At 74.0% G+C, this 23463-nt stretch carries 16 protein-coding genes and 1 pseudogene; 4 read left to right on the top strand and 13 right to left on the bottom strand.

Going from position 1 to position 23463, the window contains the following annotated elements:
- Positions 1-116 precede the first annotated feature (116 nt).
- Together CLT75_RS00445 and CLT75_RS00440 are read right to left on the bottom strand one after the other, a co-directional pair.
- On the bottom strand, positions 117-1283 hold the full coding sequence (locus tag CLT75_RS00445) for a sensor histidine kinase (protein ID WP_135238958.1): 1167 nt from the start codon (positions 1281-1283) through the stop codon (positions 117-119).
- Positions 1280-1948 (bottom strand): response regulator transcription factor, encoded by a 669-nt coding sequence (locus tag CLT75_RS00440; protein ID WP_018788976.1) that lies wholly within the window; start codon positions 1946-1948, stop codon positions 1280-1282. Before CLT75_RS00440 ends, CLT75_RS00445 begins: the two co-directional genes overlap by 4 nt.
- A gap of 577 nt (positions 1949-2525) precedes the next feature.
- Here CLT75_RS00440 and CLT75_RS00435 point away from each other — a divergent pair.
- On the top strand, positions 2526-3746 hold the full coding sequence (locus CLT75_RS00435) for a C39 family peptidase (protein WP_486485012.1): 1221 nt from the start codon (positions 2526-2528) through the stop codon (positions 3744-3746).
- On the opposite strand, the gene CLT75_RS00430 is transcribed toward CLT75_RS00435, so the two are convergent.
- Together CLT75_RS00430 and CLT75_RS00425 are read right to left on the bottom strand one after the other, a co-directional pair.
- Positions 3747-5039: an outer membrane protein assembly factor BamB family protein gene (locus CLT75_RS00430; RefSeq protein WP_135238957.1), complete on the bottom strand. Its 1293-nt coding sequence runs from the start codon at positions 5037-5039 to the stop codon at positions 3747-3749.
- Positions 5036-6298, bottom strand: coding sequence for an outer membrane protein assembly factor BamB family protein (locus CLT75_RS00425; protein ID WP_486485011.1), 1263 nt, complete (start codon positions 6296-6298; stop codon positions 5036-5038). The genes CLT75_RS00430 and CLT75_RS00425 overlap by 4 nt, the downstream gene beginning before the upstream one ends.
- An 84-nt stretch (positions 6299-6382) precedes the next feature.
- Between CLT75_RS00425 and CLT75_RS00420 the strand changes: the two genes are divergently transcribed.
- Positions 6383-8254: a DUF6311 domain-containing protein gene (locus tag CLT75_RS00420; RefSeq protein ID WP_486485321.1), complete on the top strand. Its 1872-nt coding sequence runs from the start codon at positions 6383-6385 to the stop codon at positions 8252-8254.
- A 10-nt stretch (positions 8255-8264) separates the two neighbouring features.
- On the opposite strand, the gene CLT75_RS00415 is transcribed toward CLT75_RS00420, so the two are convergent.
- A complete protein-coding gene (locus CLT75_RS00415; RefSeq protein WP_135238954.1) occupies positions 8265-10049 on the bottom strand; it encodes a hypothetical protein in 1785 nt (594 codons plus the stop codon).
- Entirely contained in the window at positions 10007-11938 is a 1932-nt protein-coding gene (locus tag CLT75_RS00410) for a DUF6311 domain-containing protein (protein ID WP_135238953.1), read from the bottom strand. The genes CLT75_RS00415 and CLT75_RS00410 overlap by 43 nt, the downstream gene beginning before the upstream one ends.
- Positions 11939-12094: 156 nt before the next feature.
- On the opposite strand from CLT75_RS00410, the gene CLT75_RS00405 reads away from it, so the two are divergent.
- The gene (locus CLT75_RS00405) at positions 12095-13285 is read left to right on the top strand and encodes a hypothetical protein (RefSeq protein ID WP_135238952.1); all 1191 of its coding nucleotides are present in this window, start codon (positions 12095-12097) and stop codon (positions 13283-13285) included.
- 322 nt (positions 13286-13607) lie between these two features.
- Here CLT75_RS00405 and CLT75_RS00400 read toward each other — a convergent pair whose 3' ends face one another.
- A complete protein-coding gene (locus CLT75_RS00400) occupies positions 13608-14087 on the bottom strand; it encodes a transposase (RefSeq protein WP_486485010.1) in 480 nt (159 codons plus the stop codon).
- On the opposite strand from CLT75_RS00400, the pseudogene CLT75_RS00395 reads away from it, so the two are divergent.
- Positions 14065-15299, top strand: a pseudogene (locus CLT75_RS00395) (IS3 family transposase). The gene CLT75_RS00400 and the pseudogene CLT75_RS00395 sit on opposite strands and share 23 nt — an antisense overlap.
- Here the strand turns inward: CLT75_RS00395 and CLT75_RS00390 are convergent.
- The 6 genes from CLT75_RS00390 to CLT75_RS00365 form a co-directional block, all read right to left on the bottom strand.
- On the bottom strand, positions 15252-15995 hold the full coding sequence (locus CLT75_RS00390; RefSeq protein WP_167796858.1) for an IS110 family transposase: 744 nt from the start codon (positions 15993-15995) through the stop codon (positions 15252-15254). The pseudogene CLT75_RS00395 and the gene CLT75_RS00390 overlap by 48 nt on opposite strands.
- Before the next feature lie 247 nt (positions 15996-16242).
- On the bottom strand, positions 16243-16653 hold the full coding sequence (locus CLT75_RS32935; protein ID WP_486485009.1) for a GNAT family N-acetyltransferase: 411 nt from the start codon (positions 16651-16653) through the stop codon (positions 16243-16245).
- A gap of 107 nt (positions 16654-16760) precedes the next feature.
- Positions 16761-18704, bottom strand: coding sequence for a 1-deoxy-D-xylulose-5-phosphate synthase (dxs, locus tag CLT75_RS00380; protein WP_135238950.1), 1944 nt, complete (start codon positions 18702-18704; stop codon positions 16761-16763).
- A gap of 58 nt (positions 18705-18762) precedes the next feature.
- On the bottom strand, positions 18763-19947 hold the full coding sequence (locus CLT75_RS00375; RefSeq protein WP_135238949.1) for an anhydro-N-acetylmuramic acid kinase: 1185 nt from the start codon (positions 19945-19947) through the stop codon (positions 18763-18765).
- 9 nt (positions 19948-19956) lie between these two features.
- Positions 19957-21165, bottom strand: a complete 1209-nt coding sequence (locus tag CLT75_RS00370; protein ID WP_135243863.1) for a TRAM domain-containing protein — start codon at positions 21163-21165, stop codon at positions 19957-19959.
- 95 nt (positions 21166-21260) lie between these two features.
- The gene (locus CLT75_RS00365) at positions 21261-23312 is read right to left on the bottom strand and encodes an APC family permease (RefSeq protein ID WP_135238948.1); all 2052 of its coding nucleotides are present in this window, start codon (positions 23310-23312) and stop codon (positions 21261-21263) included.
- Between the last annotated feature and the right edge of the window lie 151 nt (positions 23313-23463).

Genomic DNA, 23463 nt, shown 5'->3' with positions numbered 1-23463 from the left:
TCTGCCCGACCACCGTGCGCCAGGGGCCGACCACCGTCGGGTCCGGCCAGGACAGCCGAGGCCGCCCGCACGAAAAGGTGAGGCCGTCTCACCGGCCGGGCGGGCCGGCTCGGCGGTCAGGTGGCCGCAGCCGGGTCGGCCGACGGAAGCGTGACCGTCACTTCCAGGCCGCCGCCGGGCTGGGCGACCGCCTTCACCGTGCCGCCGTGCGCGTCGCTGACGGCCCGCACGATCGACAGGCCGAGACCGGAGCCGCGCGCGCCGGTGCGTTCCTGGCCGCCGCGCCGGAACGGTTCGAACAGCCCGGGTACGTCGGCCGGGGCGACCTCGAAGCCGGTGTTCCCCACCACCAGCCAGGACCGCTCCCCGTCGGTACCGGTGCGGACCCAGATCCGGCCGTGCAGGTGGTTGTAGCGGACCGCGTTCTCCACCAGGTTGCCGGCGAGCCGGTCGAGCAGGCCGGGGTCGCCGACCACCGGCGCCGGGCGCAGCGACGTGTGCACCTTCAGGCCGATGCGCTCCACCTCCCGGGAGACCGCGGAGAGGGCGTTGGCGGTGCCGATGGCGAGGTCCGACTCGGCGCGCCGGCCCAGCCGCCGGCCGGTCTGCGCCTCGCTGCGCGCCAGGACCAGCAGCGCGTCGACCAGGCCGTTGGCGCGCTCGGAGGCGTCGCGCACCACGCCGGCCATGCGGCGGTACTCGGCGAGGTCGGCGTCGTCGTCGCTGAGCGTCACGTCGATTTCGGTACGCATCACCGCCAGCGGCGTCCGCAGTTCGTGCGAGGCGTTCGCGACGAACCGTTTCTGCGCCTCGAAGGCGCCGCTGATCCGGTCGAGCATCGCGTCGAACGTCTCGGCCAGCTCGGCCACCTCGTCGTCGGCGCCGGACCAGCCGATCCGCTCGTCGAGCGTGGCCTCCCCGAGCCGGCGGGCGGTGGCGGTGACCTGGTGCAGCGGGCGCAGCGCCCGCCCGGCCACCAGGTACGCCCCGGCCACCCCGACCACGCTGATCGCCGCCAGCGCGAGCAGCCCCTTGACCAGCAGTTCCTGCGAGGCGGCGTCGACGAGCTGCCGCTGCCACTGCCCGGCGTCGAGGGTGCGCCCGTCGCTGAGCACCACAGTGGTGCCGGGCAGCAGCTCGTCGGTGGGGCGCAGCGCGTCGCGGACCAGCAGCCAGGCCAGCAGCACCAGGATCGCCCCGGCGCCGACCAGCAGCACGCCGTTGAGCAGGGTCAGCCGCAGCCGCAGCGTCGGCCGTACCCGGCGCGTGGCCGGCGCGCTCACTGCCGTACCCCACCGATGCGGTACCCCGCGCCCACGACCGTGTCGATGAGCGGCGGGTCGCCGAGCTTCTTGCGCAGCGTCATCACGGTGACCCGGACGATAGTGGTGAACGGGTCGGTGTTGGCGTCCCAGACCCGTTCCAGCAGTTCCTCGCTGGACACCACAGCGCCGCGCGCCTTGAGCAGTTCGGCGAGCACGCCGAACTCCTTGTTGGTGAGGTCGAGCGGCACGCCGCCCCGGCTCACCACCCGGCGGGCCGGGTCGAGCACCAGATCGGCCACCTCCAGCACCGGCGGCGCGGCCGGGGTGGCGCGCCGGCCGAGCGCCTGCACCCGGGCCACCAGCTCGTCGAACGCGAACGGCTTGGCCAGGTAGTCGTCGGCGCCGAGCTGCAGCCCCTCCACCCGGTCGGCGACGGTGCCGCTGGCGGTCAGCATCAGCACCCGGGTCAGCGCGCCGGACGCGGCCAGGTCGGCGCAGATCCGGTCGCCGTGCACGCCGGGCAGGTCGCGGTCCAGGATCACCACGTCGTAGCGGGTGACGAACGCCGCCTCGTGCCCGGCGTCGCCGTCGTAGGCGACGTCGACAGCCATGCCGCGCTTGCGCAGCCCGCGCGCGATCGCGTCGGCGAGGTTGCGCTCGTCCTCGACCACCAGTACCCGCATCCCGGCCTCCCACCTCGTGACCCCTGACAACCTAGTGCGGCAGGCAAAACCGGTAGCCGCAGGAGCCGACGGCCACCGGCAGGCGGTTCACCGGCAAGCGCGCGGCCGCCGCGCGGGCCCACCTCTACCGGCCCGGCACCGACTCCCGGCCACCGCCGCGCGGGCCACGATTGTCACTCGCCGTAACGCCAACGCTGATTCAGCCTGATGTCACGCACCGTGATGGTCGCTCGCAGGGCCCATCGACCGCCGCAGCGAGCCGAATCGCCTTGACCAGGAGAAACAGTTGACCACCATTGGGCGTCAGGGGTACCCCTCCACGCCCTTTGCTCTGCAGCCACATGCGCAGTGGTAGCCGTCGGTCACCGCCGCGCCGATGGCTGCAGAGCAAAGGGCGCGGGGGTGACCATGCCAGAGGGCGGGCTGCGACCACGGTCGGTGACCGCAGGGCGGGCCGGCGGGTTACGGCCCGCGGCGCGGGCGGCCGTTGCAGAAAACCTTCGGGTACGCGATGCTCGGCGGCGATGATCGACAAGCGCTCCAGCCAGCTGTCACGTCCGGCCCGGGCGGGTTCCCGATGACCGGCCGCGACATCGCGTACCGCCGGTTCCGCTTCCCGGCGGACCGCGACCTGGGTCGTGTGGACGGGCTGCGCGACGGGCCGGACGGGCTCACGCCCGACGGCGCGGCCGGCCCGCTCGCGCACACCGACCCGCACTCCGGGACCACCGCCGAATATGCGGCCGGCACCTGGACCTCCCCCGTCACGTCCGCCGGCTTCGCCGTCACCGAGCTGGTGCCCTCGTGGACCGCCGACACCCCGCCCGGCTGCTGGCTGCGGGTCGAGCTGCGCGGCTGGGCCGACGGCACGGCCGCCACCGGCTGGTACGACCTGGGCCACTGGGCCGCCGACGACAGCGCCGTGCACCGCGCTTCGGTACCCGGGCAGGAGGACGACCGGGCGCGGGTCGCCGCCGACACGCTGCGGGTGACCGGCGCGACGGTGACCGGCTGGCAGGTCCGGGTGACCCTGCTGCGCCGCCTCGACGCGCCCGCCGGCCCGGTGCTGCGCACGGTGGGCGTGGTCGCCTCGACCGACCCGCCCAGCGGCGCGGAGGCCACGGACGTCGACGCCACCGGCGCGTCCGCCACCGCGAAGGCCGCCGGCGTCGGGGATGCGCGCGCGTGGGGACGCGTGCTGGACGTGCCGCGTTACGCGCAGCGGCTGCACGCCTCCGGGGAGACCCGCTGGGGTGGCGGCGGCGACTCCTGGTGCAGCCCCACCTGCGTGTCGATGGTGCTCGACTTCTGGGGCGTCGGCCCCACCCCGGACCGGTACGCCTGGGTGGCGCCGCCCGGCCCTCGCCCGCAGGTGGTGCACGCCGCCCGGCACTGCTACGACCACGCCTACGGCGGGCCGGGCAACTGGCCGTTCAACACCGCGTACGCGGCGACGCACGGGGTGGACGCCTTCGTCACCCGGCTGCGCTCGCTGGCCGAGGCGGAACGGTTCGTGGCCGCCGGCATCCCGCTGATCGTCTCGGCCGCGTTCACCGCCGGTCAGGTACCCGGACTGGACTACGACACCCGGGGACATCTCATGGTGCTGGCCGGCTTCACCGCCGACGGCGACCCGGTGCTCAACGACCCGTACGCGCCGGACGACGAGCGGGTCCGCCGCACCGTGCCGCGCGCGCCGTTCGAGAGCGCCTGGCAGGTGGGCAGCGGCGGGATCGCGTACGTGCTGCGGCCCGAGTCGACGCCGCTGCCACCGGCCCCGGCGCAGGCCAACTGGTGATCAGCGGCCGGCCGGCCAGATCGCCATGCCGCCGGTCGGACGCAGGCACACCAGTTCCGTACCCGTGTCCGCGCACTCGGACCAGGCGCCGGGCAGGATCCCCCGGATCCGCACCTGCCCGGCCGCCACGTCCAGCGCGCCGACGAGCGTGCGGTCCTCGGTGAGCGTGCGCAGCCCGAGCAGCGGCCCGGACGGAAGGTCGTTGCCGGAGACCCGCCAGCGGCCCAGCCGGGCCAGCACGCGGCCGGTCGGCGGGTCCAGCGCCGACAGTTCCAGCTCCTCCCCGACGCCGCGCTCGGCGGCGATGAGCCGGTCGCCGACCGGCCCCATCCCCAGCCAGCGCTCGTCCGTCCAGGCCGGACGGCCGGTGGCCGGGTCGAGGGCCTGCGCGCCGCCCACCTGGTCGCGCAGGCACACCATCCCGGCGCAGTCGGCGAACCAGAGCCCGGCGCGGGAGCCGACCGGCAGGCTCCACCGCTCGTCGAGCCCGTCCAGGCCGTACCCGGTGACCGTGCCGCGGGCGTCCTCGACCAGCAGGAGGTCGGCCACCACCTGCGCGTACCGGTAGGCGGCGCGATCGGCCGCGGGCGCCACCCGGCCGGTGTGCGCGACCGCGCCGGAGTCCGCGTCGTACACGGTCACCCGGCCCTGCGGGGTGACCAGTACGAGCTGCGTCACCCCGTGGTCGTCGCGGCGGTACCCCACCTCCTGGCCGGGTACGGGCAGCGTCCACCGCACCGCGCCGGACGCCGGGTCCACGGCCCGGACGGTGCCCGCACCGGGCGGGCGGGGGTTCTCCAGCAGCAGCCCGCCTGATGCGGTCCGGACCGGGTAGCCGGGATGCCGCCAGCGCAGCGTGCCGGTGGCCGGGTCGAGCATGGCCGAGACGGAGTCGCCGTCCCCGGCGGGGCTGCTCGTCACCAGCAGTCCCCCGGCCACTGCGGTGAGGCCGAGCACGTGGTCGCCGTCGGTCAGCGCGAACCGCCACGCCGGGTCCCCACCGGGCAGCCGGTACGCGGCGACCACCCGCCCACCCCCGCCGATCGCGCCCGGGCCGTCGGCCACCACCACGCGGTCCGGCAGGACCACGAACGCCGCGCCCTGCGGGGCGGGCACCCGGATCGGCTCGGGCCGTCGCGGCGGCCCGGCGGCGGCGGTGACCACGAGCAGCACCAGGCAGCCGAGCAGTGCCACCCGCGCCGTGGGACCCGGCGGCCGGCGGGGCGGTGCGTCGCCCGGCTCGTCGGCGGACTCGCCGTGCCGCATCTCCCCCAGCTCGATCACCGGGCTCACGTCAGCCGCCGCACCATGTAGTCGCCGCCGGGCCCGCGGCAGACCAGAAGCGTCACGCCGGTGGTGCAGTCGGTGCCGGTGATCGTGCCCCGGATCGAGGGTGGATCGCCGGACAGAGCCACCTCGGCCAGGAGCCGACGGCCGCCGCCCAGCGGCCGTGTCGCCAGCAGCGGGCCGCCCAACTCGTGCTGCGGGACCGGTGTCCAGCCGCCCAGGTCGGCGATCGGCCGCCCGTCGTCCTGGTCGAGCACCGCCAGGCCGTCGTCGATGCCGGTGTCGGGGACGCCGACGAGCAGCCGGCCGCCACGCTCCGCCGCCACACCCGCCCACCGGTCCACGCTCCAGCGCACGGCGCCGGTCGCCGGGTCGAGCGCGGTCATCCCGCCGGCCGGCCCGACGGCGCAGAGCAGGGCGCCGCAGCTCTCGACGTGGCCGACGAGCTTCCGCGCGACGGTCCAGCGCGACCGGAGCGTGTCCAGGTCGTACGCCTCGATGACCCCGTCGCCGTCGCGGAACTCCAGCAGCAGCCCGCGGGCGATCTGCAACCGGCGCTGCGCGGGCGGTCGTACCGGATACAGGTCGCGGGCCACGAGCCGCGCGCCGGTACGCGCGTCCACGACCACCGTCTCCCCGGTCGCCGGGGACAACACCATGCGCGCCGGCCCGGCCGGCTCGACGTCGAACCCCAGCGCGCCCGTCATCGGCGCCGTCCACACCGTACGGCCGTCGGCCGGGTCCAGCCCTCCGATCGACGTCGTGGTGTCGGAGGCGGCCGACTGCATGAGCAGCACCCGGCCCACCGCGAACGCGATTCCGGGCCGGCGCCAGGCGTCCGCGCCGGTGGCCGCGTCGTACGTCACCGTCTGCCAGTCCGTGTCGTCGACGCCCCGGCCGGCCACGATCACCCGGCCGGCCTGCTCCCACACCGACACGGCGGTGCCCACGCCGGGCAGCGGGCTGCGCCACCGCTCCCGGTCGCCCCGGTACGCGAGGAGTTCCCGCCCGCCGCCGGCGCCTACGCGGTCCGGCCGCACCACGTACACCACGTCGCCGGAGACGAACACGGCCGATCCCAGGCCGCCGGGCAGCGTCCACTCGACCGGGCCTCGCGGCGGCGTCGCGGCGGTGAGCGTGAGCAGCGCCACCAGCAGCACCACGAGAAGGCGGAACGGCCGTCCGACGGCACGCAGGGGGCGGGACGCCTGGCCGGGCGGGGCGTCGTCGCGCAGCTCCCCCAGATCGATGACGGTCACGACCATCCTCTCCCGCGCGCCGAGCCGCCGCCCGACCGTGACCGGCCGTGTGACGAACCGCCTGTACGATGGCGCGTCGTGGCCGTGCCCGTGGTGGACCCCTCGTTGAACCCCTCGTCCGTCGAGGCGGACGCCGTCGTGGCCGACCCGCCACGCCGCGCCCGTCGCCGGCCGGCCCGCGCCGACGTGCTGGCCATCGGAGCCTATGTGCTCCTCGGCGTTCTCGTCTGCCTCAACTACTGGGGCGACGTCGAGCACCGCGTCTCCTCGCACCTGCCCACCGACCACAGCTGGTTCGAGTGGCTGTTCGCGCACGGCGCGTACTCGGTGCAGCACCTGGAGAACCCGCTGTTCACCACCCGGCAGAACGCGCCGGACGGGGTGAACATGATGGCGAACACCTCGCTGCTCGGGGTGACGTTGCCGCTGGCGCCGCTGACGCTGCTGCTCGGCCCGCAGGTGATGTACGCGCTCTACCTGGGCGCCGCGCTGTCCGCGACCGCCGCCACGTCGTACTGGGTGCTGTCCCGGCACCTGGTCCGCTCGCGGGGCGCGGCGTTCGTCGGTGGCGCGTTCCTCGGTTTCGCGCCGGGCATCGTGCACCACGCCAACGGGCAGCCCAACTTCGTGTCGAACTTCCTGCTGCCGCTGATCGTGGCCCGGGTGCTGCGTCTGGGCGAGCCGGGCCGCTGGCGGCGCAACGGGCTGGCGCTCGGGTTGCTGGTCGCGTACCAGATCTTCATCAACGAGGAGATGCTGCTGCTGACCGCGCTGGCCTGCCTGGTCGTCGTGGTGGCGTACGCGGTGCAGCGGCCCCGCGCGGTCCGCGAGCGGGCCGGGTCGTTCCTGGCCGCGCTCGGTCTGGGCGGCGGCCTGGCGCTGCTGCTGACGGCGTACCCGATCTGGTTCCAGTTCAACGGCCCGCAGTCCTACCGCGGGTTGCAGGGCGGTGTCTTCCACAACTGGGGCGAGGATCTGGTCGCCTTCGTGACGTTCGCCCGGGACACGATCGCCGGTGACGAGGCGGTGGAGAAGACCATCGGCCTGACCGAGCAGAACACCTGGTTCGGCTGGCCGCTGGTGCTGGTGGCGCTGGCCGCGCTGGTGCTGCTGGTCCGCCGGTCGGTGCCGGCCCGGATCCTGGCCGTGCTGGTGGTGGTCTTCACGATCGCCTCGATCGGTCCGGTCGTGCGGTTCAACGGCGCGGAGACCGACATCGACGGTCCGTGGGCGTACGTGCCGGACGACCTGCCGCTCGTCGAGATGATGATGCCGACCCGGTTGAGCCTGGTCGTGGTGGCCGCCGTGGGCGTGCTGCTCGCCCTGGCGTGGGACACGCTGGCCGGTGCCGGCCGCCCGCCGGTGCCCGCCCCCCGCTCGGGCGACGACGACGGCGGGGACGACGGTGACGGCGGGACGGCCGCGCGCGACACGCGCCGCCGGGTGCTGCGCCTGGCCGGGCTCGTCGCCATCGCCGCCGCCGTGGTGCCGCTGATCCCGCGTCCGCTGCCGGCCGAGCGGATCGACCCGCCGCCGCACTTCATCACCGCGGGCGGCTGGCGGCCGTACGTGCCGGAGGGCCGTACGCTGGTGCCGGTGCCGATCCCCAGCAACGTGCACGGGCTGCACACGCTGCGCTGGAGCGCGCTGACCGGGCAGGAGTTCCCGATCCCGGGCGGCTACTTCATCGGCCCGAACGAGCGCGGCGAGGGCGTGTTCGGCGCTCCGAACCGCCCCACCAGCACGCTCATCTACTCCACCATGGACGCCAACGAGGTGCCGGAGATCACCGAGGAGAACCGTCGCCAGGCCGTGGACGACCTGCGCTTCTGGCGGGCCTCCGTGGTGGTGCTCGGGGCCGGCCCGCGCGAGGCGGTGCTGCGCGACCTGATGGCCGAGCTGCTCGGCCCGCCGCAGCGGGTCGACGACGTGTGGATCTGGGACGTCCGCGACCGGGTGTGACCCCGGCCGGTCAGCCGACGAGCGGGCGGACGTCCCACAGGTACCCGCCGGGCACGTCCCGGCCGGGGCCGACCAGCGCGTCCACTGTGGCGCGCACCGGGTCACCGGGTGACGAGTCGGCCTGCACGAGTGCCGCCGCCCGCCAGTGCCGCAGGTCGTCGACCGCCTGCCGGCGCTCGGTCTCACCGACCGGCGGCACCCGGCCGGTCTCGGCGGCCCGGCGCAGCAGCAGCGACGTAGGCCGGTCCGGCGCGCCCCAGCGGGCCGCCGGATCGCCGGCCGACTGCGGGCCGATGAAGTAGCCGCCGGGCGCGTCGAACGCCAGCCCGGCGCGCGCCGACCAGAACATGGCGGGGCTGACCGCCGCCCCGGTCACCGGCGGCACCGGCACCAGCGTCCGGCCCGGTGGCACGTACTCCCGCCAGCCGCCGCCGGACACGACGGCCGGGACCGGCGGGACCGGCACCGCGCGGATCGGCGTCGGCGCCAGCGGCAGCAGCGCCGCGGCGACCGCGCCGGCCCACGGCGCCCAGGTGCGCGCGCCGCCGTGCCGGACCCGGTCCACTGCCAGCGCCAGCAGCACCCCGAGCACCGGTACGCAGACCAGCGCGAACCGCGCCGGCACCACCAGGTCCAGCAGCGGCACGCCGGCGAGCAGGCGGTACGGGCCGGGCAGCCCGGTATCGTGCCGGTTCACCACCACCGGGGAACCGAGCGACAGCAACGCGAACAGCAGGCCGCACGCGGCGAGCGCGCGCACCAGCGGCCGTCGCCACAGCCGCACCACCACGAGGACGGCCAGCAGCGGCAGGAACGGACCGAAGAACGAGTTCTGCTCGGTCGGGTTCGGCGACAGCAGCCCGGCCCGGCGGGCGTCCCCGGCGACCGTCTGCCGGGCGGTGGCGGCGAACGAGACCACGTCCAGCCGGTAGCCCTCGGTGTGGAACGGCATCCCCCGGTAGTGGCCCGGCCCGGCGAACTGGAACCACAGCGGGTACGCCAGCAGCACGCCCGCCACCAGCGCGCCGACGCCCAGCCGGCGGGCCACCACGGGCGCCAGCCGGCGGGCGGCGGCCCGGTCGGCGAGCGCGTACGCCCCGGCGAACACCCCGGCGGCCAGCGCCAGGAAGACCAGCACCTCCTCGCCGAGGAACACCTGGTACGCGACTGCGAGCCCGAGCAGCACGCCGTCGCGCCGGACCCGGTCGGTGGCCGGACGGAACACCAGCGCGAGGATCACCGGCACCAGGAACTGGGCGGCCATGTGCAGGTGCGCCCCGGCCTGCGCCACCATGCCCGGGGCGAAGCCGCAGAACAGGCCGCCCACCGCGGCGGCGGCCCGGGAGCGGACCAGCCGGCGGGCGAGCAGCGCGTACCAGGCGGTGGCGGTGCCGGCGAGGCTGAGCGTCACGGCGACGAGGAAGGCCGCCTGGGAGCCGAAGACGACGGTGACCGGGGTGAGCGGCACGCCCAGCCCGAGCACCGACGTGTTCGCCATCAGGTTCACCCCGTCCGGGGCGTTCAGCGCGCCACTCCACAGGGGGTTCTCGCCGCCGGTGACCGCGCGGGCGGCCCGGGCCAGCATCCACTCGAACAGCATCTGGTCGCCGGCCTGGTGGAACAGCCGTTCCGGCCGGCGCCACTGGCCGGTGGTGAGCAGCACGGCCAGACCGAGGTAGCCGGTCACCACCAGCACGTCGGCCGGGCGGGGCCGGCGGCGGCGGGGCGCGGGGGCGGGGACCGCCGGCTCGGTCAGGCGGACCGGCTGGTCAGTTTCCGCACGTCCCACAGCCACACGTCCAGCTCCTGCCGTCCGGGGCCGACCAGCTGCTCCACGGTGCGGCGCAGCGGCTCGGCGTTCTGCTCGTCGCGCGGCAGCACCACCAGCGCCGCGTTCCAGTGCCGCAGCTCGTCCAGGTAGCGGCGCCGCTGGCGGTCGTCCAGCTTCGGCGTACGGCCGGTGGACGATACCTCCCGCAGCATCTCGCCGATACCGCTGGGGCGGCCGCCGAAGCGCCCCGGGTCACCGGTGACGCCGTTGCGCGGCGCGAGGAAGTAGCCGCCGGGGATCTTGAAGTCGAGGTTGGTGCTGGCCGCCCAGCGCATCGGGTCGGTGTTGCCCATCGCGGGCACCGGCACGGACACGAGCGTCTGATCCGGCCCGACGTACCTGCGCCACCTGTCGGCGGTGATGAACTCCGGCACCGGCTCCCGCGTGGTGACCCGCAGCGGCATCGGCGCGATCGGCAGCAGCGCGAGGACCAGGCCCGCGGCGGTGAGCTTGCGGGCGGTCCGCCGGTCCACGCCGCGCAGCGCCCAGGCGCGCCGGACCGCGTACGCGAGCAGGATCGCCACCGTCACGCCGGTGATCAGGCCGAAGCGGGTCGGCACCACGGCGTCGAGCAGCGGCAGCCGCACCAGCAGCTCCCACGGGCCGGTGGCGATCTCCCGGTCCCACCAGGAGATCCGCTCGCCGAGGGAGAGCACCGCGAAGAACAGCCCGGTGGCGGCGAGCGCGCGGACGATCACGTCCCGCCGCAGCCACACCACGATGCCCACGACGAGCAGCGACAGGCTCCAGCCGAAGAACGCGTTCTCCTCCGAGTAGTTCGGCGCGAGGTTGACGTTGGCGCGTTCGTTGCCGCCGAACGTGGGCGAGCCGGGGGCGAAGAACGCGGCGATGTCGTTGCCGTAGTCGCGCACCGCGTCGCTGAGCCCGTGGTACGCCATCGGCCCGGCGAACTGCACCCACAGCGGGTACGCCAGCAGCGCCCCGGCCAGCGCCGCGCAGACCGCCAGCCCGGCGCCGAGCGGCCGCCACGCGGTGCTCCACCGCTCCCGCTGCTGCACCACCACGGCGATCAGGAACACGCCCAGGGCCAGCGCGGTGAAGAGGAGGATCTCCTCGTTGATGAACGCCTGCGCGGTGACCAGCAGCGCCAGCAGCACGCCGTCGCGGACCGGCCGGGCCGACCGGGTCAGCACCAGCACCCGCCACACGATGAACGGCAGCAGGAACTGGCTGATGATGTTCGGGTGCCAGTTGGCGTGCGACAGCATGGCCGGGGAGAACCCGCAGAACCAGGCCGCCACGGCGGCGGCCGGGCGGTGCCGGATCAGGTGCCGGGACAGCACCCGGTACCAGGCGGCGGCGGTGCCGGCGAGGCCGAGCGTGACCAGCGTGACGAAGGAGACCGCCGGTCCGAACAGGAGGGTCACCGGCACCATCGGGATGCCCAGCGCCAGGATGGCGGTGTTCGCCATCAGGTTCACGCCGTCGGGGTAGTTGAACTGCTCGGTGAAGAACGGGAACTCGCCGTGCAGCACCACCCGTACCGAGTGGGCCAGGAAGAACTGCACCTGCGCCGGGTCGCTGCTGTAGAGCGCGGCGACCCGTCCGGCCGGGTCGACCCAGATGCCGCTGGTGACCCAGATCGCGGCGAGCAGGAATCCGCCGTACACGGTGAGGTCGATCCGGCGGCGCGTCCACCGCCACCGGCGCGCGCGCCGCGCGCCCGGCGTGGCCGGCGCCTCCGGCTCGGTCGGCGCTTCGGGCGGCGTGGTGGTCGCCGGCTCCGGCTCGGCGGTGATGGTGGCCGATGGTGGGTCCAGGGTGACGGCGCGGTGGCCCGTCGGGGCGGCGGCGTCCGGCGTCGAGGCGCCGCGGGTCTCGGCAGGCGTCACAGTCGGCGGAGTCTACCGGAGCCGGATATTGGTACCCGAATCGCCCGTCACGTTCCGCAGTGGCCGATCGGCCGAAAGGGTGAGCCGGGCGCGGCCGGGTGACCGGTCGTCTCGTACCATGTGGGCTTCCGACCGACGACCGGCGAGGGGATCAGGGTGCTTTCAGCCCGCCGAGGCGCTACGACGGGCATCGCGCTGGCAGCTCTGCTGCTGGTCACGGCCGGTTGCGGACCGGTCGCCGAACGGCGGCCGGCGGACCTGCGGGTCGGCTACGACAGTCTGGACGGCACCCTCGCGGTGTGGCCGCCGCGCGGCAGCCTGGCCCGCGACGCCGCGGCCACCGCCGCGATCACCACAGCGGTACGCGACTGGCGCTCCCCGGTGGACGACCGGGTGCACGTGCCCACGTCCGGCATCCTCTTCTCCGGCCAGGTCGCCGGTTCGGCGCTCGCGCTCGTCGCCGCCGACGTGCCCGGCGAGTCCGCCTCCTGGCTGCTGCAACTCGACCGGGACGGGCAGCGCTGGCGGGTCGTCCACGCCACCGAGTACACCGACCCCGGCTACCTGGTCTACTCCGACGTGCTGCCGGTGCGGGAGCCGTCCGGCCGCCGCTACCTCACCTCGGCCCGCGTCGAACGCCTGACCGGACCCGACGGCAAGGTGCTGGGCGGCACCGACGGCGTCACCGACCCGGTCGCCGTACCGGCCTGCCGGGCCGTCGAACTGACCGCGACGCTGCGGGCCACACCGTCGCTGCCGCGCGGCCGGGCCGCGGACCGCGTCCTCGACCTGGGTACGGCCACCGAAGCGCCCCGCTACCCTCTGGTACGCGACGAGACGGGTGCCGGCAAGCGCGCGCTGACCGGGCTGGACACCTGTGTGCTCGCCGGTGAGCGGGGCCCGTTCGGCAGTGTGCCGCGCCGCATCGGTGACCGGGAGGCGCCCCGCTCCGCGCCGGAGTCCTGGCCGATGGCGAAGATCGCCACGCGTTCGCTCGGTTCGGTGGCTCTCGGCGAGGGCGAACCGGGCGAGTTGGAGCAGCTCAGCTGGGAGACGCCGGGGGCGACCATGACGGCGGTGGTCTACCGGCCGGCCGGCGGCGGCACCCCGGTGGTCTCTCCCGCCGACCGGTCCACCACGCTTCAGGCGTACCACCTGCCGATGCCGGGCCGACCGCTGGCGGTGCTGTCCTGGCGTACCCGGGACGCCTCGTTCTCCGCCCCGCCCGGCACGACGCGTCTGGTGGACCGTCCCGGCCTGGTGGTGGTGGAGCACACCGACCAGAGGCAGACGTTCAGCCTGGCCGGCACCGAGAAGACCTGGTACCGCTCCCTCCCCACCCCCTGACCCGCGTCCCACCCCGCCCCCGCGCGTTGGCCCGGCCCCGCCCCGCGCGTTGGCCCGCTCCCGTCGATCATGAACTTGACGGCGACAAACCGGACACCCCGCACGGCCAACCTCATGATCACCGGCCCTGCTCGGTGATCAAGGAGTTTGTGTCATCCGGGAGGCCCTCCACGCACCCAAACTCCTTGGTCAACAGCACGGAGCCAGGGCGGGGGCAGGGGCGAGGGCGGCTCGGCTCGGCGATCTTGCAGTTGGAGCCCCGTTGATCGGGGCGAAACCGGCAATATGGGGGCCGGAAGTGCAAGATCTGTGAAGGTTGGTGTCAAGTGGTGGCTTCGAGGGTGCGCCAGATTTGGCGGGCTATGTAGCGTTTGAGGCTGCGGGTGATCTCGGCTGGGGTGCGGCCTTCGGTGGTGCGGCGGTTGATGTAGTCCTTGGTGGGCTGGTGGCATCGTTGGCGGGTTTTGGCGATGGTGTGCAGGGCGGCGTTGAGGGTGCGGTCGCCGCCTCGGTTGAGGCGGTGGCGGGTGATGCGGCCGGAGCTGGCGGGGACGGGGCTGACGCCGGCGAGTGAGGCGAAGGCGGCTTCGTTGCGGAACCGGCCGGGGTGTGACCAGGCGGTCAGCGCGATCGCGGCGGTGACGGGGCCGATGCCGGGTTGGTCGAGCAGGGTGGGGCAGAGTTTGTCGACCAGGGTGCGGATCTCGGTGAGGTTGGCTTTCAGGAGTGTCCCGCACCGGGTTTGATGGAGACATCGAAACCTGGGAGGAACACCAGCGATGCCGGCACCGAAGAAGTACAACGATGAGTTGCGTGAGCGTGCGACCCGGTTGGCGGTCGAGGCCCGTCGGGATCCGGCGTCCGCGGTCGGAGCGATCCGTCGGATCGCCGGTCAGCTCGGGGTTCACCCGGAGGCGTTGCGCACGTGGGTGAAGAAGGCCGAGACCGACGCCGGCGACCGGCTGGGCACCACCAGCAGCGACGCGGAACGCCTCGCCGCGTTGGAACGGGAGGTGCGTGAGCTGCGGCGGGCGAACCAGATCCTGAAGTCCGCGGCGTCTTTCTTCGCGGCGGAGTTGGACCGTCCGTCGCGATGAAGGTCGAGTTCGTCGACTCCCAGCGGGTCGAACACGGTGTCCAGCCGGTCCTGCAGGCGCTCGAAGACACGCCGGCACAGATCGCACCGTCGACCTACTACGCCGCCAAGACCCGCCCGGCCTCGGCCCGGTCGCGGCGCGATGAGGAGCTGACCGCGGTGATCGAGCGGATCCACGCGGAGAACTACGGCGTCTACGGGGCACGCAAGATCTGGCACGAGCTGCACCGACGCGGTTTGCCAGTGGCCCGGTGCACCGTCGAGCGGCTGATGCGCGCCTGCGGGCTGCGCGGGCTGCTGCGCGACAAGTCGCCACGCACGACCCGGCCAGCGGCCGAGACCAACCGGCCCGCTGACCTGGTCAAACGGGACTTCACCGCGAAACATCCGAACCAGCTGTGGGTCGCGGACCTGACCTACGTGCGCACCAGTGTGGGCTGGGTGTACGCCGCGTTCGTCCTCGACGTGTACTCCCGCATGATCGTCGGCTGGCAGGTGTCCACGAGTCTCTACACCGAGCTGGCTCTCGACGCGCTGAAGATGGCGATCTGGCGCCGCGAAAATCAAGGCGCTGACCTGGGCGGACTGGTCCACCACTCCGACCGTGGCGCCCAATATCGAGCGATCCGCTACACCCAGCGGCTCGCCGAGGCCGGCGCCGTCGCCTCCGTCGGCTCCAAGGGCGACTCCTTCGACAACGCGATGGCCGAGGCGTTCAACTCCCTGTACAAGGCCGAACTCGTCCGGAACAAGGGCCCGTGGCGCGGGCTCGACGACCTGGAGATGGCCACCGTCGAGTACATCGACTGGTACAACAACCGCAGGCTGCACGGCGAACTCGGCCACGTCCCACCCGCCGAGCACGAGGCGCTACACGCGATGACCCACCCGGTCACCGCACCCCTGAAAACCAGCTAACCAACTCTCCATCAAACCCGGGGCTTGACAGAGTTGGTCGAGGGTCTGGATCTGCTCGGCGAGGGCTGCCAGGTGAGTGCGGCGCACCCGGTCGAGACCGCTGCCGTTGCTCGTGGTGGTGAGGGTGGTGGCGTGCTGGACCTGCCGCAGGGTGCTCAGTCCTCGCATCTGTGCGCGTAGGTCGTCGTCGGCGGTGAGGATCACCGATTTGAACAAGTTGATGGTGGCGGTGCGGGTGTCGCTGTAGTGACGGCGGCAGACGTGCAGCAGGCGCAGGGCTTCCCGGTCGCCGTCGGCGCGGGGTGAGGCGACGTGGTCGGCGGCCAGCACGCCACGAGCGGCGTGCACGGCGTCCAGCGCATCGGACTTGCCGCCTCGACGGCAGCGCCCCGCAGCGGGTTTAGGTGCTTCCAGGACGTCCTCACCCGCGGCACGCAGGACGCGCAGCAGACCGACACCGTGACAACGAGCGCCGTCCAGGGCCCAGGCCCGCCGGCCCGTTCCCAGCCCGGTCGTCTGCCGGCCGGCCCAGGCCAGCAGCACAGCGGCGCCGTCGTTGGTGGCCGGCACGGTGATCTCCGCCAGCACGGTCCCGACCACAGTGAGCACCACGGCGGTGTGCGTATCGGTATGGGTATCCACACCGATGACCGCGTCGACACGCTCGGCCAGACGTTCTGCCAGGATAGGAAACACGGACGGTTCTCCCTTGCACGGGACGACGTTCGGACGGCGTCGGCCCGGGAGACGATCACCCAGCGGCACATCTGTGATGAGTCACGCGACACGGGCTGCACACCCTCCGCGGACAGGCTTCTGATCAGGCCAACAAGGTGGGCCGGGCCGACGCCGGCAATCCACGAGGACACGTCGACGCCACGGCACACCAACTGACGGCGGCCAGATCTTGCATGAGTCACTCATAGATCACCAACGTCGAACCCTACCGATACCAACCTCCCGGAACCGGCCCACTTATAGAAGCGTCGACGGAGTCGGGGCGGGTGCGGGCACGAACTGCGGCGAGAGCCGAGGGCCAGGCGAGGCTCAGCGCGTGCAGCGCACTCCCCACGCCTCGTCCCCACATCTCCGGGTCGACGTGGATCTGGTAGAGCTGCGCCGTCGTCCGCGGATCCAGGTCGGACGAGTGCGGCGGCCCCATGGCCAGCACGCCGGCCAGCACACCGTCCACGATGGCGCACCGCACCTGCTTGTGCGCCGAGGTGATCGCCGCCGCCCAGCCCTCCCGCTGCTCCCGGCCCAGTGCCGGAGTGAGGATCTCCCCGACCGGCAGCCCACCGGCCCCGTAGCCCCGCCTCGCGTACCTCCACAACCCTCCCTCGACACCAGCCACCCGGCGATCTTGCGGTTGCGGCCCTCCCTAATCGGGCGAAGCCGACATCAGGAGGGCCGCAAGTGCAAGATCAACGTCGCGGGGGCGCGGCGCGGTGGGGACGTGGGTCAGCTCTGGGCTCGGGCTCCGTTTGTGGCCGGGTCGACCGGGGCGGCGTCCAGGCCGGAGATCCAGCCGGTGACGTCGCGTGCCACGTCCTGCGCGGTCAGCCGCAGGTCGGCCAGGATCTGCGCGCGGCTGCCGTGCGGGTGCCAGTCGGCCGGTACGCCCATGTCCTTGACCGGTACGCGGACGTCGGCGTCACGCATCGCCTGGGCCAGCGCCGAGCCGACGCCGCCGATGCGCACGCCGTCCTCGACGGTGACCACGAGCCGGTGACCGGCGGCCAGCTCGACCAGTTCGGCCGGCACCGGGCGCACCCAGCGCGGGTCGACGACCGTGACGCCGTACCCCTGCTCGGCGACGCGGGCCGCGACCTCGACGCCGAGGCCGGCGAACGAGCCGACCGCTACCAGCAGCACGTCGGTACGCGCCGACTCGGCCAGCACGTCGACCGGGCCGACCCGGCGCACGGCGGGCAGGTCGGCGGCGACGGTGCCGGTCGGGAAGCGCAGGATGGTCGGGCCGTCGTCGACGGCGACCGCCTCGCGCAGCTCCTCGCGCAGCGTGGCGGAGTCGCGGGGCGCGGCGATCCGCAGGCCGGGCACCACGCCGAAGACCGACATGTCCCAGATGCCGTAGTGGCTGGGCCCGTCCGGGCCGGTGATGCCGGCGCGGTCCAGCACGAACGTGACGGGCAGCTTGTGCATGGCCACGTCCAGCAGAACCTGGTCGAACGCGCGGTTGAGGAACGTGGCGTAGACCGCGACCACCGGGTGCAGCCCGCCCATCGCGAGGCCGGCGGCGGAGGTGGCGGCGTGCTGCTCGGCGATGCCCACGTCGTACACCCGCTCCGGGTACTTGCGGGCGAGCGTGGCGATGCCGGTGGGCTCGGCCATGGCGGCGGTGATGCCGACCACGTCGGGGCGCTCGTCGGCGATCGCGACCAGCTCGTCGGCGAAGACGTTCGTCCACTTCACCGACGGCACGGCGAGCAGCTTGCCGGTCTCGGCGTCGAACGCGCCGGGGCCGTGCAGGCAGTCGGCCTCGTCGTCCTCGGCGGGACGGTAGCCGTAGCCCTTGCGGGTGACCGCGTGCACGATGACCGGGCCGCCGAAGTTCTTCGCGGCACGCAGCGCCGCCTCGACCGCCGGTACGTCGTGGCCGTCGACCGGGCCGACGTACTTGATGCCGAGGTCCTCGAACATGGCCTGCGGGGCGACCGCGTCCTTGATGCCCTTCTTGACCGCGTGCAGCACCTCGTACATCGGCTTGCCGACGAACGGGGTGTTGCCCAGCGCGTCCTTGACCGTGTCGAGCACCTTCTCGTAGCCGGGGTTGAGCCGCAGCGACGACAGGTGGTCGGCGAGGCCGCCGATGGTCGGCGAGTAGGACCGGCCGTTGTCGTTGACGACGATCACCAGCGGGTTACCGGCGGTGGCGATGTTGTTCAGCGCCTCCCAGCACATGCCGCCGGTGAGCGCGCCGTCGCCGACCACGGCGACCACGGAGCGCTTCTCGCCGCGCAGCGCGTACGCCTTGGCGAGGCCGTCGGCGTACGACAGGGCGGTGGAGGCGTGCGAGTTCTCGATCAGGTCGTGCTCGCTCTCCGCCTGGCTGGGGTAGCCGGAGAGGCCACCGCGCTGGCGGAGCTTGTCGAAGCCCTCCTGCCGGCCGGTGAGGATCTTGTGCACGTACGCCTGGTGGCCGGTGTCGAAGAGGAGCCGGTCACGCGGGGAGTCGAAGACCCGGTGCATCGCCAGGGTCAGCTCGACCACACCGAGGTTGGGGCCGACGTGGCCGCCGGTGCGGGAGACCTTGGCGATCAGGAAGTCACGGATCTCGGCGGCGAGGATGTCCAGCTGCTCGGCGGTCATCCGCTTCACGTCCTGCGGGCCGCGGACGGTGCCCAGCAGCCGACCGTGGTTGGCCGTGCCCTCTTCAACACTCATGACCGGAGAGTCTATCGGCCGCGGAACAGTCCGCAGCCCGGCCGTGCATCGACCCAGGTCAGGCGTCGACCACCAGCCGCCGGGGCGCGGGTGGGCGGGGCGCGGCGGCGGACGGGCCCGCGGGGGTCCAGGAGCCGAGCACGGCGGCCCGGGACGCCCCGGTCACCGACGGCACCGCGCCCGGCAGCCCGTGCCAGGACAGCCAGCCCAGCAGCGCGAACGCGTACGCCTCCTTGGCCTGGGCCGGCACGCCCAGCTCGTCGGTGGTGCGCAGCCGCCAGCGTCCCGCGCCCAGCGCGGCCAGCCGCGCCCGGAGTGTGGGATTGCGCACTCCCCCGCCGGCGGCCACCACCTCGGTGACCCGGTGCCTGTCGCAGGCGTCGGCCACCGTGCGGGCGGTCAGCTCGGTGAGCGTGGCCAGCACGTCGTCGGCCGCCACCGGCTCGCCCAGCGCGGCCAGCGCGGCGTCCAGGTAGCCGCCGTGGAACAGCTCCTTGCCGGTCGACTTGGGCGGCGGCGCGGCGTAGTACGGCTCGGCGAGCAGCCGGGCCAGCAGCGCCTCGTGCACCCGCCCGGCCGCGGCGCGGACGCCGTCGACGTCGCAGGGCCGGTCCAGGAAGCGCCGGGCGGCGGCGTCCAGCAGCGCGTTGGCCGGGCCGACGTCGTACCCGAGGACCGGCGCCCCGGGCGCGACCACGGTGAGGTTCGCGATCCCCCCGAGGTTCAACGCCGCCCGTGCGCCGGTGCCGGCCGGGCCGCGCGGGGACACGGCCGGGTCGAGCAGCAGCGCGTCGAACGCCGGGACCAGCGGCGCGCCCTGGCCGCCGGCGGCGACGTCCGCCGAGCGCAGGTCGTGCAGCACCGGTACGCCCACCCGGGCGGCCACCCGGGCCGGCGCGCCGAGCTGGAGCGTGCCGCGCACCCGGCCGTCCTCGACCCAGTGGAAGACCGTCTGCCCGGGCGACACGACCGCGTCGGCGGCTCCCCCGGCCAGCTCGACGCCGGCCGCCGCCGCCTCCGCGAACACCTCGCCGAGCCGGTTGTCCAGCCGGCAGACCGCCTCGATCGTGGTGGCCGCCGGGGGCAGCAGCGCGCCGATCTCGGCCCGCAGGTCGTCCGGGTACGCCAGTTCCCGGTGCCCGAGCGGCCGCAACCGCAGCGTGTCGCCGTCGGCGGTGAACTCGGCGGCCACCACGTCCACCCCGTCGTAGGACGTGCCCGACATCAGCCCGACGATCTTCATCGGGTCAGGCTAGCCAGGCAGGAACAGGCCGACCAGCTCCACGTGCTGGGTCATCGGGAACAGGTCGAAGCCGCGCAGCGCGGCCAGCCGCCAGCCCTCCTCGGCGAACGTGCGCACGTCCCGGGCGAAGGCGGCCGGGTCGCAGGCCACGTAGGCGACAGCGCGCGGCCCGGCGGCCACCACACCGCGGACCACCGGCGCGCCCGCACCCGAGCGCGGCGGGTCGAGCACCACCAGGTCGACCGGCCCGGTGATCCGGCGCCGGGACAGCGCCGCCTCCACCCGCGCGGCGACCACCTCGACGGCGCGCAGGTCGGCCAGGTTCTGCCGGGCCGCGGCCACCCCGTCCGGCGCCGACTCGACGAGCGTCACCCGGGCCCCGTCGACCCGTTCGGCGAGCGCGGCGGCGAACAGGCCGGCCCCGCCGTACAGGTCCCAGGCCGTCTCACCGGGCCGCGGGTCGAGCAGGTCGAGGACTGCGCCGGTCAGCGCGTCCGCCGCAGCCGGGTGCACCTGCCAGAACCCGGAGGCGGGCAGCGTGAAGGACCGCCCGGCCGCCGTCTCCCGGACCCGCTCCGGCCCGCTCACGGCCGTCGGAACCCCATCGGTGTACGCGACCACGGCGACGTCCCCGCCGGTACTGGCGACCGTCTCCACCGCGTCGGCGTCGGGCCAGCGGGCACCGGTCGGCGGGAGCACCGGCAGGTCCTGGATCGCCGGGTGCGCGATCAGGCACCGCTCGATCGGCACCACCTCGTGCGAGCGGTGCTTGAGCAGCCCGGCCCGGCCGGCCGCGTCGACCGCGTAGCGGACCCGGGAACGCCAGCCCAGCGGCCCGCCGGGCAGCGCCTCGACGCGGACGCCGAGTGCGTCGATCTGCTCGGTGGTGAGGCCGCCCAGCCGGGTGAGCTGTTCGCGCACCACGGAGAGCTTCCAGTCGAGCTGGGCGGCCGGGGCGACGTGCTGGAGGTCGCAGCCGCCGCACCGGCCCGGCCGGGCGTACGGGCACGGCGGGGTGACCCGGTCCGGTGAGGCGTCCAGGATCTCCACCGCGTCGGCGCGGGCGAAGCCCCGGTGCAGCTCGGTCACCTCGGCGACCACCCGCTCGCCGGGCAGCGCGTGCCGGACGAAGACCACCTGGCCGCCGACGCGGGCCACGCAGTGCCCGCCCGGCGCGACCGCGTCGACTGTCAGCTCGACCCGCTCGGCCTCCTCCAGCCCGGGCCGGTCCGCCGACGCAGGGCCGGGCCGGTCCGCCGACGCAGGACCGGGCCACCCGGCCGCCGACGCAGGCCCAGGGCTCTCCACCGCGCTCACGAGCGCTCCTCCCGCTCGGCGGACGGCGTGGACGCCACCGGCGGCGGCAGCGTGCTCTGCGGCGCCACCCGGGGGCCGCGCGCCGGCCCCCGGCTCAGCGTGGCGTCCAGCCGGTCCAGGTTCTTGCTGGCGGTGGACGCGAGCTGCCACGGCACGCTGGTCACCATCACGCCCGGCTCGAACAGCAGCCGGCCCTTGAGCCGCAGCGCGCTCTGGTTGTGCAGCAGGTTCTCCCACCAGCGGCCCACCACGTACTCGGGGATGAAGACGGTGACCACGTCGCGCGGCGACTCCCGGCGCACCGACGCGACGAAGTTGAGGATCGGGCGGGTGATCTCCCGGTACGGCGAGTCGATCACGGTCAGCGGCACCGGCAGCTCGCGGCGCTCCCAGTCGGCCTGGAGGTCACGGGTGTCCTGCTCGTCCACGTTCACGGTGACGGCGGTGAGCGTGTCCGGCCGGGTGGCCCGGGCGTACGCGACGGCCCGCAGCGTCGGCTTGTGCAGCTTGCTGACCAGCACGATGGCGTGGTTGCGGGCGGGCAGGACGGCCCGCTGCTCGGTCGGCTCCAGCTCCTCGGCGATCCGGTCGTAGTGGCGGCGGATGCCGAGCATCACCACGTACATCACGGCCATCGCGACGATCGCGATCCAGGCGCCGAGCAGGAACTTGGTGGCCAGCACGATGATCAGCACGACGCCGGTCATGACCATGCCGAACGTGTTGATCGCCCGGGAGCGGACCATCCGCCGGCGCGCCTCCGGGTCGCGCTCGCGGCGCAGGTGCCGGTTCCAGTGCCGGATCATGCCGGCCTGGGAGAGCGTGAACGAGACGAACACCCCGACGATGTAGAGCTGGATCAGCTTGGTGACCTCGGCCTGGAAGCCGACGATCAGCACGATCGCGAAGACGGCCAGGAAGAGGATGCCGTTGGAGAACGCCAGCCGGTCGCCGCGGGTGTGCAGCTGGCGGGGCAGGTAGCGGTCCTGCGCGAGGATCGAGCCGAGCACCGGGAAGCCGTTGAAGGCGGTGTTGGCGGCCAGGAACAGGATCAGCGCGGTCATCCCGGCGACCACGTAGAGCAGCACCGAGCCGCCGCCGAACACGGTCTCGCCGAGCTGGGTGGTGACCGTCTTCTGCACGTAGCCGGCCGGGCCGGACACGATCTGCGACTGCGGGTCCTCGACGAACTGCAGGCCGGTGAGGCGGGCCAGCCAGATGATGCCGACCAGCATGGCCACCGCGATGCCGCCGAGCAACAGCAGCGTGGTCGCCGCGTTCTTCGACTTCGGGCTCTTGAACGCCGGTACGCCGTTGGAGATCGCCTCCACGCCGGTGAGCGCGGCGCAGCCGGAGGAGAACGTGCGCAGCAGCAGGAACACCAGCGCGAACCCGGTGACGCTGTGCTCGGCCTGGATCTCCAGCCCGGCGCTCGGCGCGCGCAGGTCGTGGCCGAGCACGAAGACCCGGATCAGCCCGGTCAGCAGCATGCCGCCGATCACGATCACGAAGCCGTACGTGGGGATGGCGAAGGCGGTGCCCGACTCGCGCAGGCCGCGCAGGTTGATCGCGGTGAGCAGCACCACCGCGCTGACCGCGATCAGCACCTTGTGGGTGGCCACGAACGGCACCACCGAGCCGAGGTTGGCCACGCCGGAGGAGACCGAGACGGCGACGGTGAGCACGTAGTCGACGAGCAGCGCGCTCGCCACCGCGAGGCCGGCCTTGGGACCGAGGTTGACCGTCGCCACCTCGTAGTCGCCGCCGCCGGAGGGGTAGGCGTGCACGTTCTGCCGGTAGCTCGCCACCACCGTCAGCATGACCACGACGACCGCGAGCGCGACCCACGGCGAGAAGATGAACGCCGAGGCGCCGGCGATGGACAGCGTCAGGAGGATCTCGTCCGGGGCGTACGCGACGCTGGAGAGCGCGTCCGAGGCGAAGACCGGCAGCGCGATGCGCTTCGGCAGCAGGGTGTGCTGGAGGCGGTCGGACCGGAACGGTCGACCGAGGAGGAGTCGCTTCAGCAGCGAGGTGGGTCGGGCCACAACCGCCAAGCGTACGACCACCGGGTCCGGGGCGCGGGGGTGGTCGATCTCCCCCGCGTGCGGCCGCGCGGTACGGTTCGGTCCCCCGTCCCGTGGGGGGACGTGGCAGGCTCGCAGGCGACGGGTCGGCGGGCGGCGCCGTGGGAGGAGC

Source organism: Micromonospora sp. CNZ285, assembly GCF_004637285.1.
The sequence above is the reverse complement of the archived record's forward strand: the minus strand, read 5'-3'. Positions and strand labels throughout refer to the sequence as shown.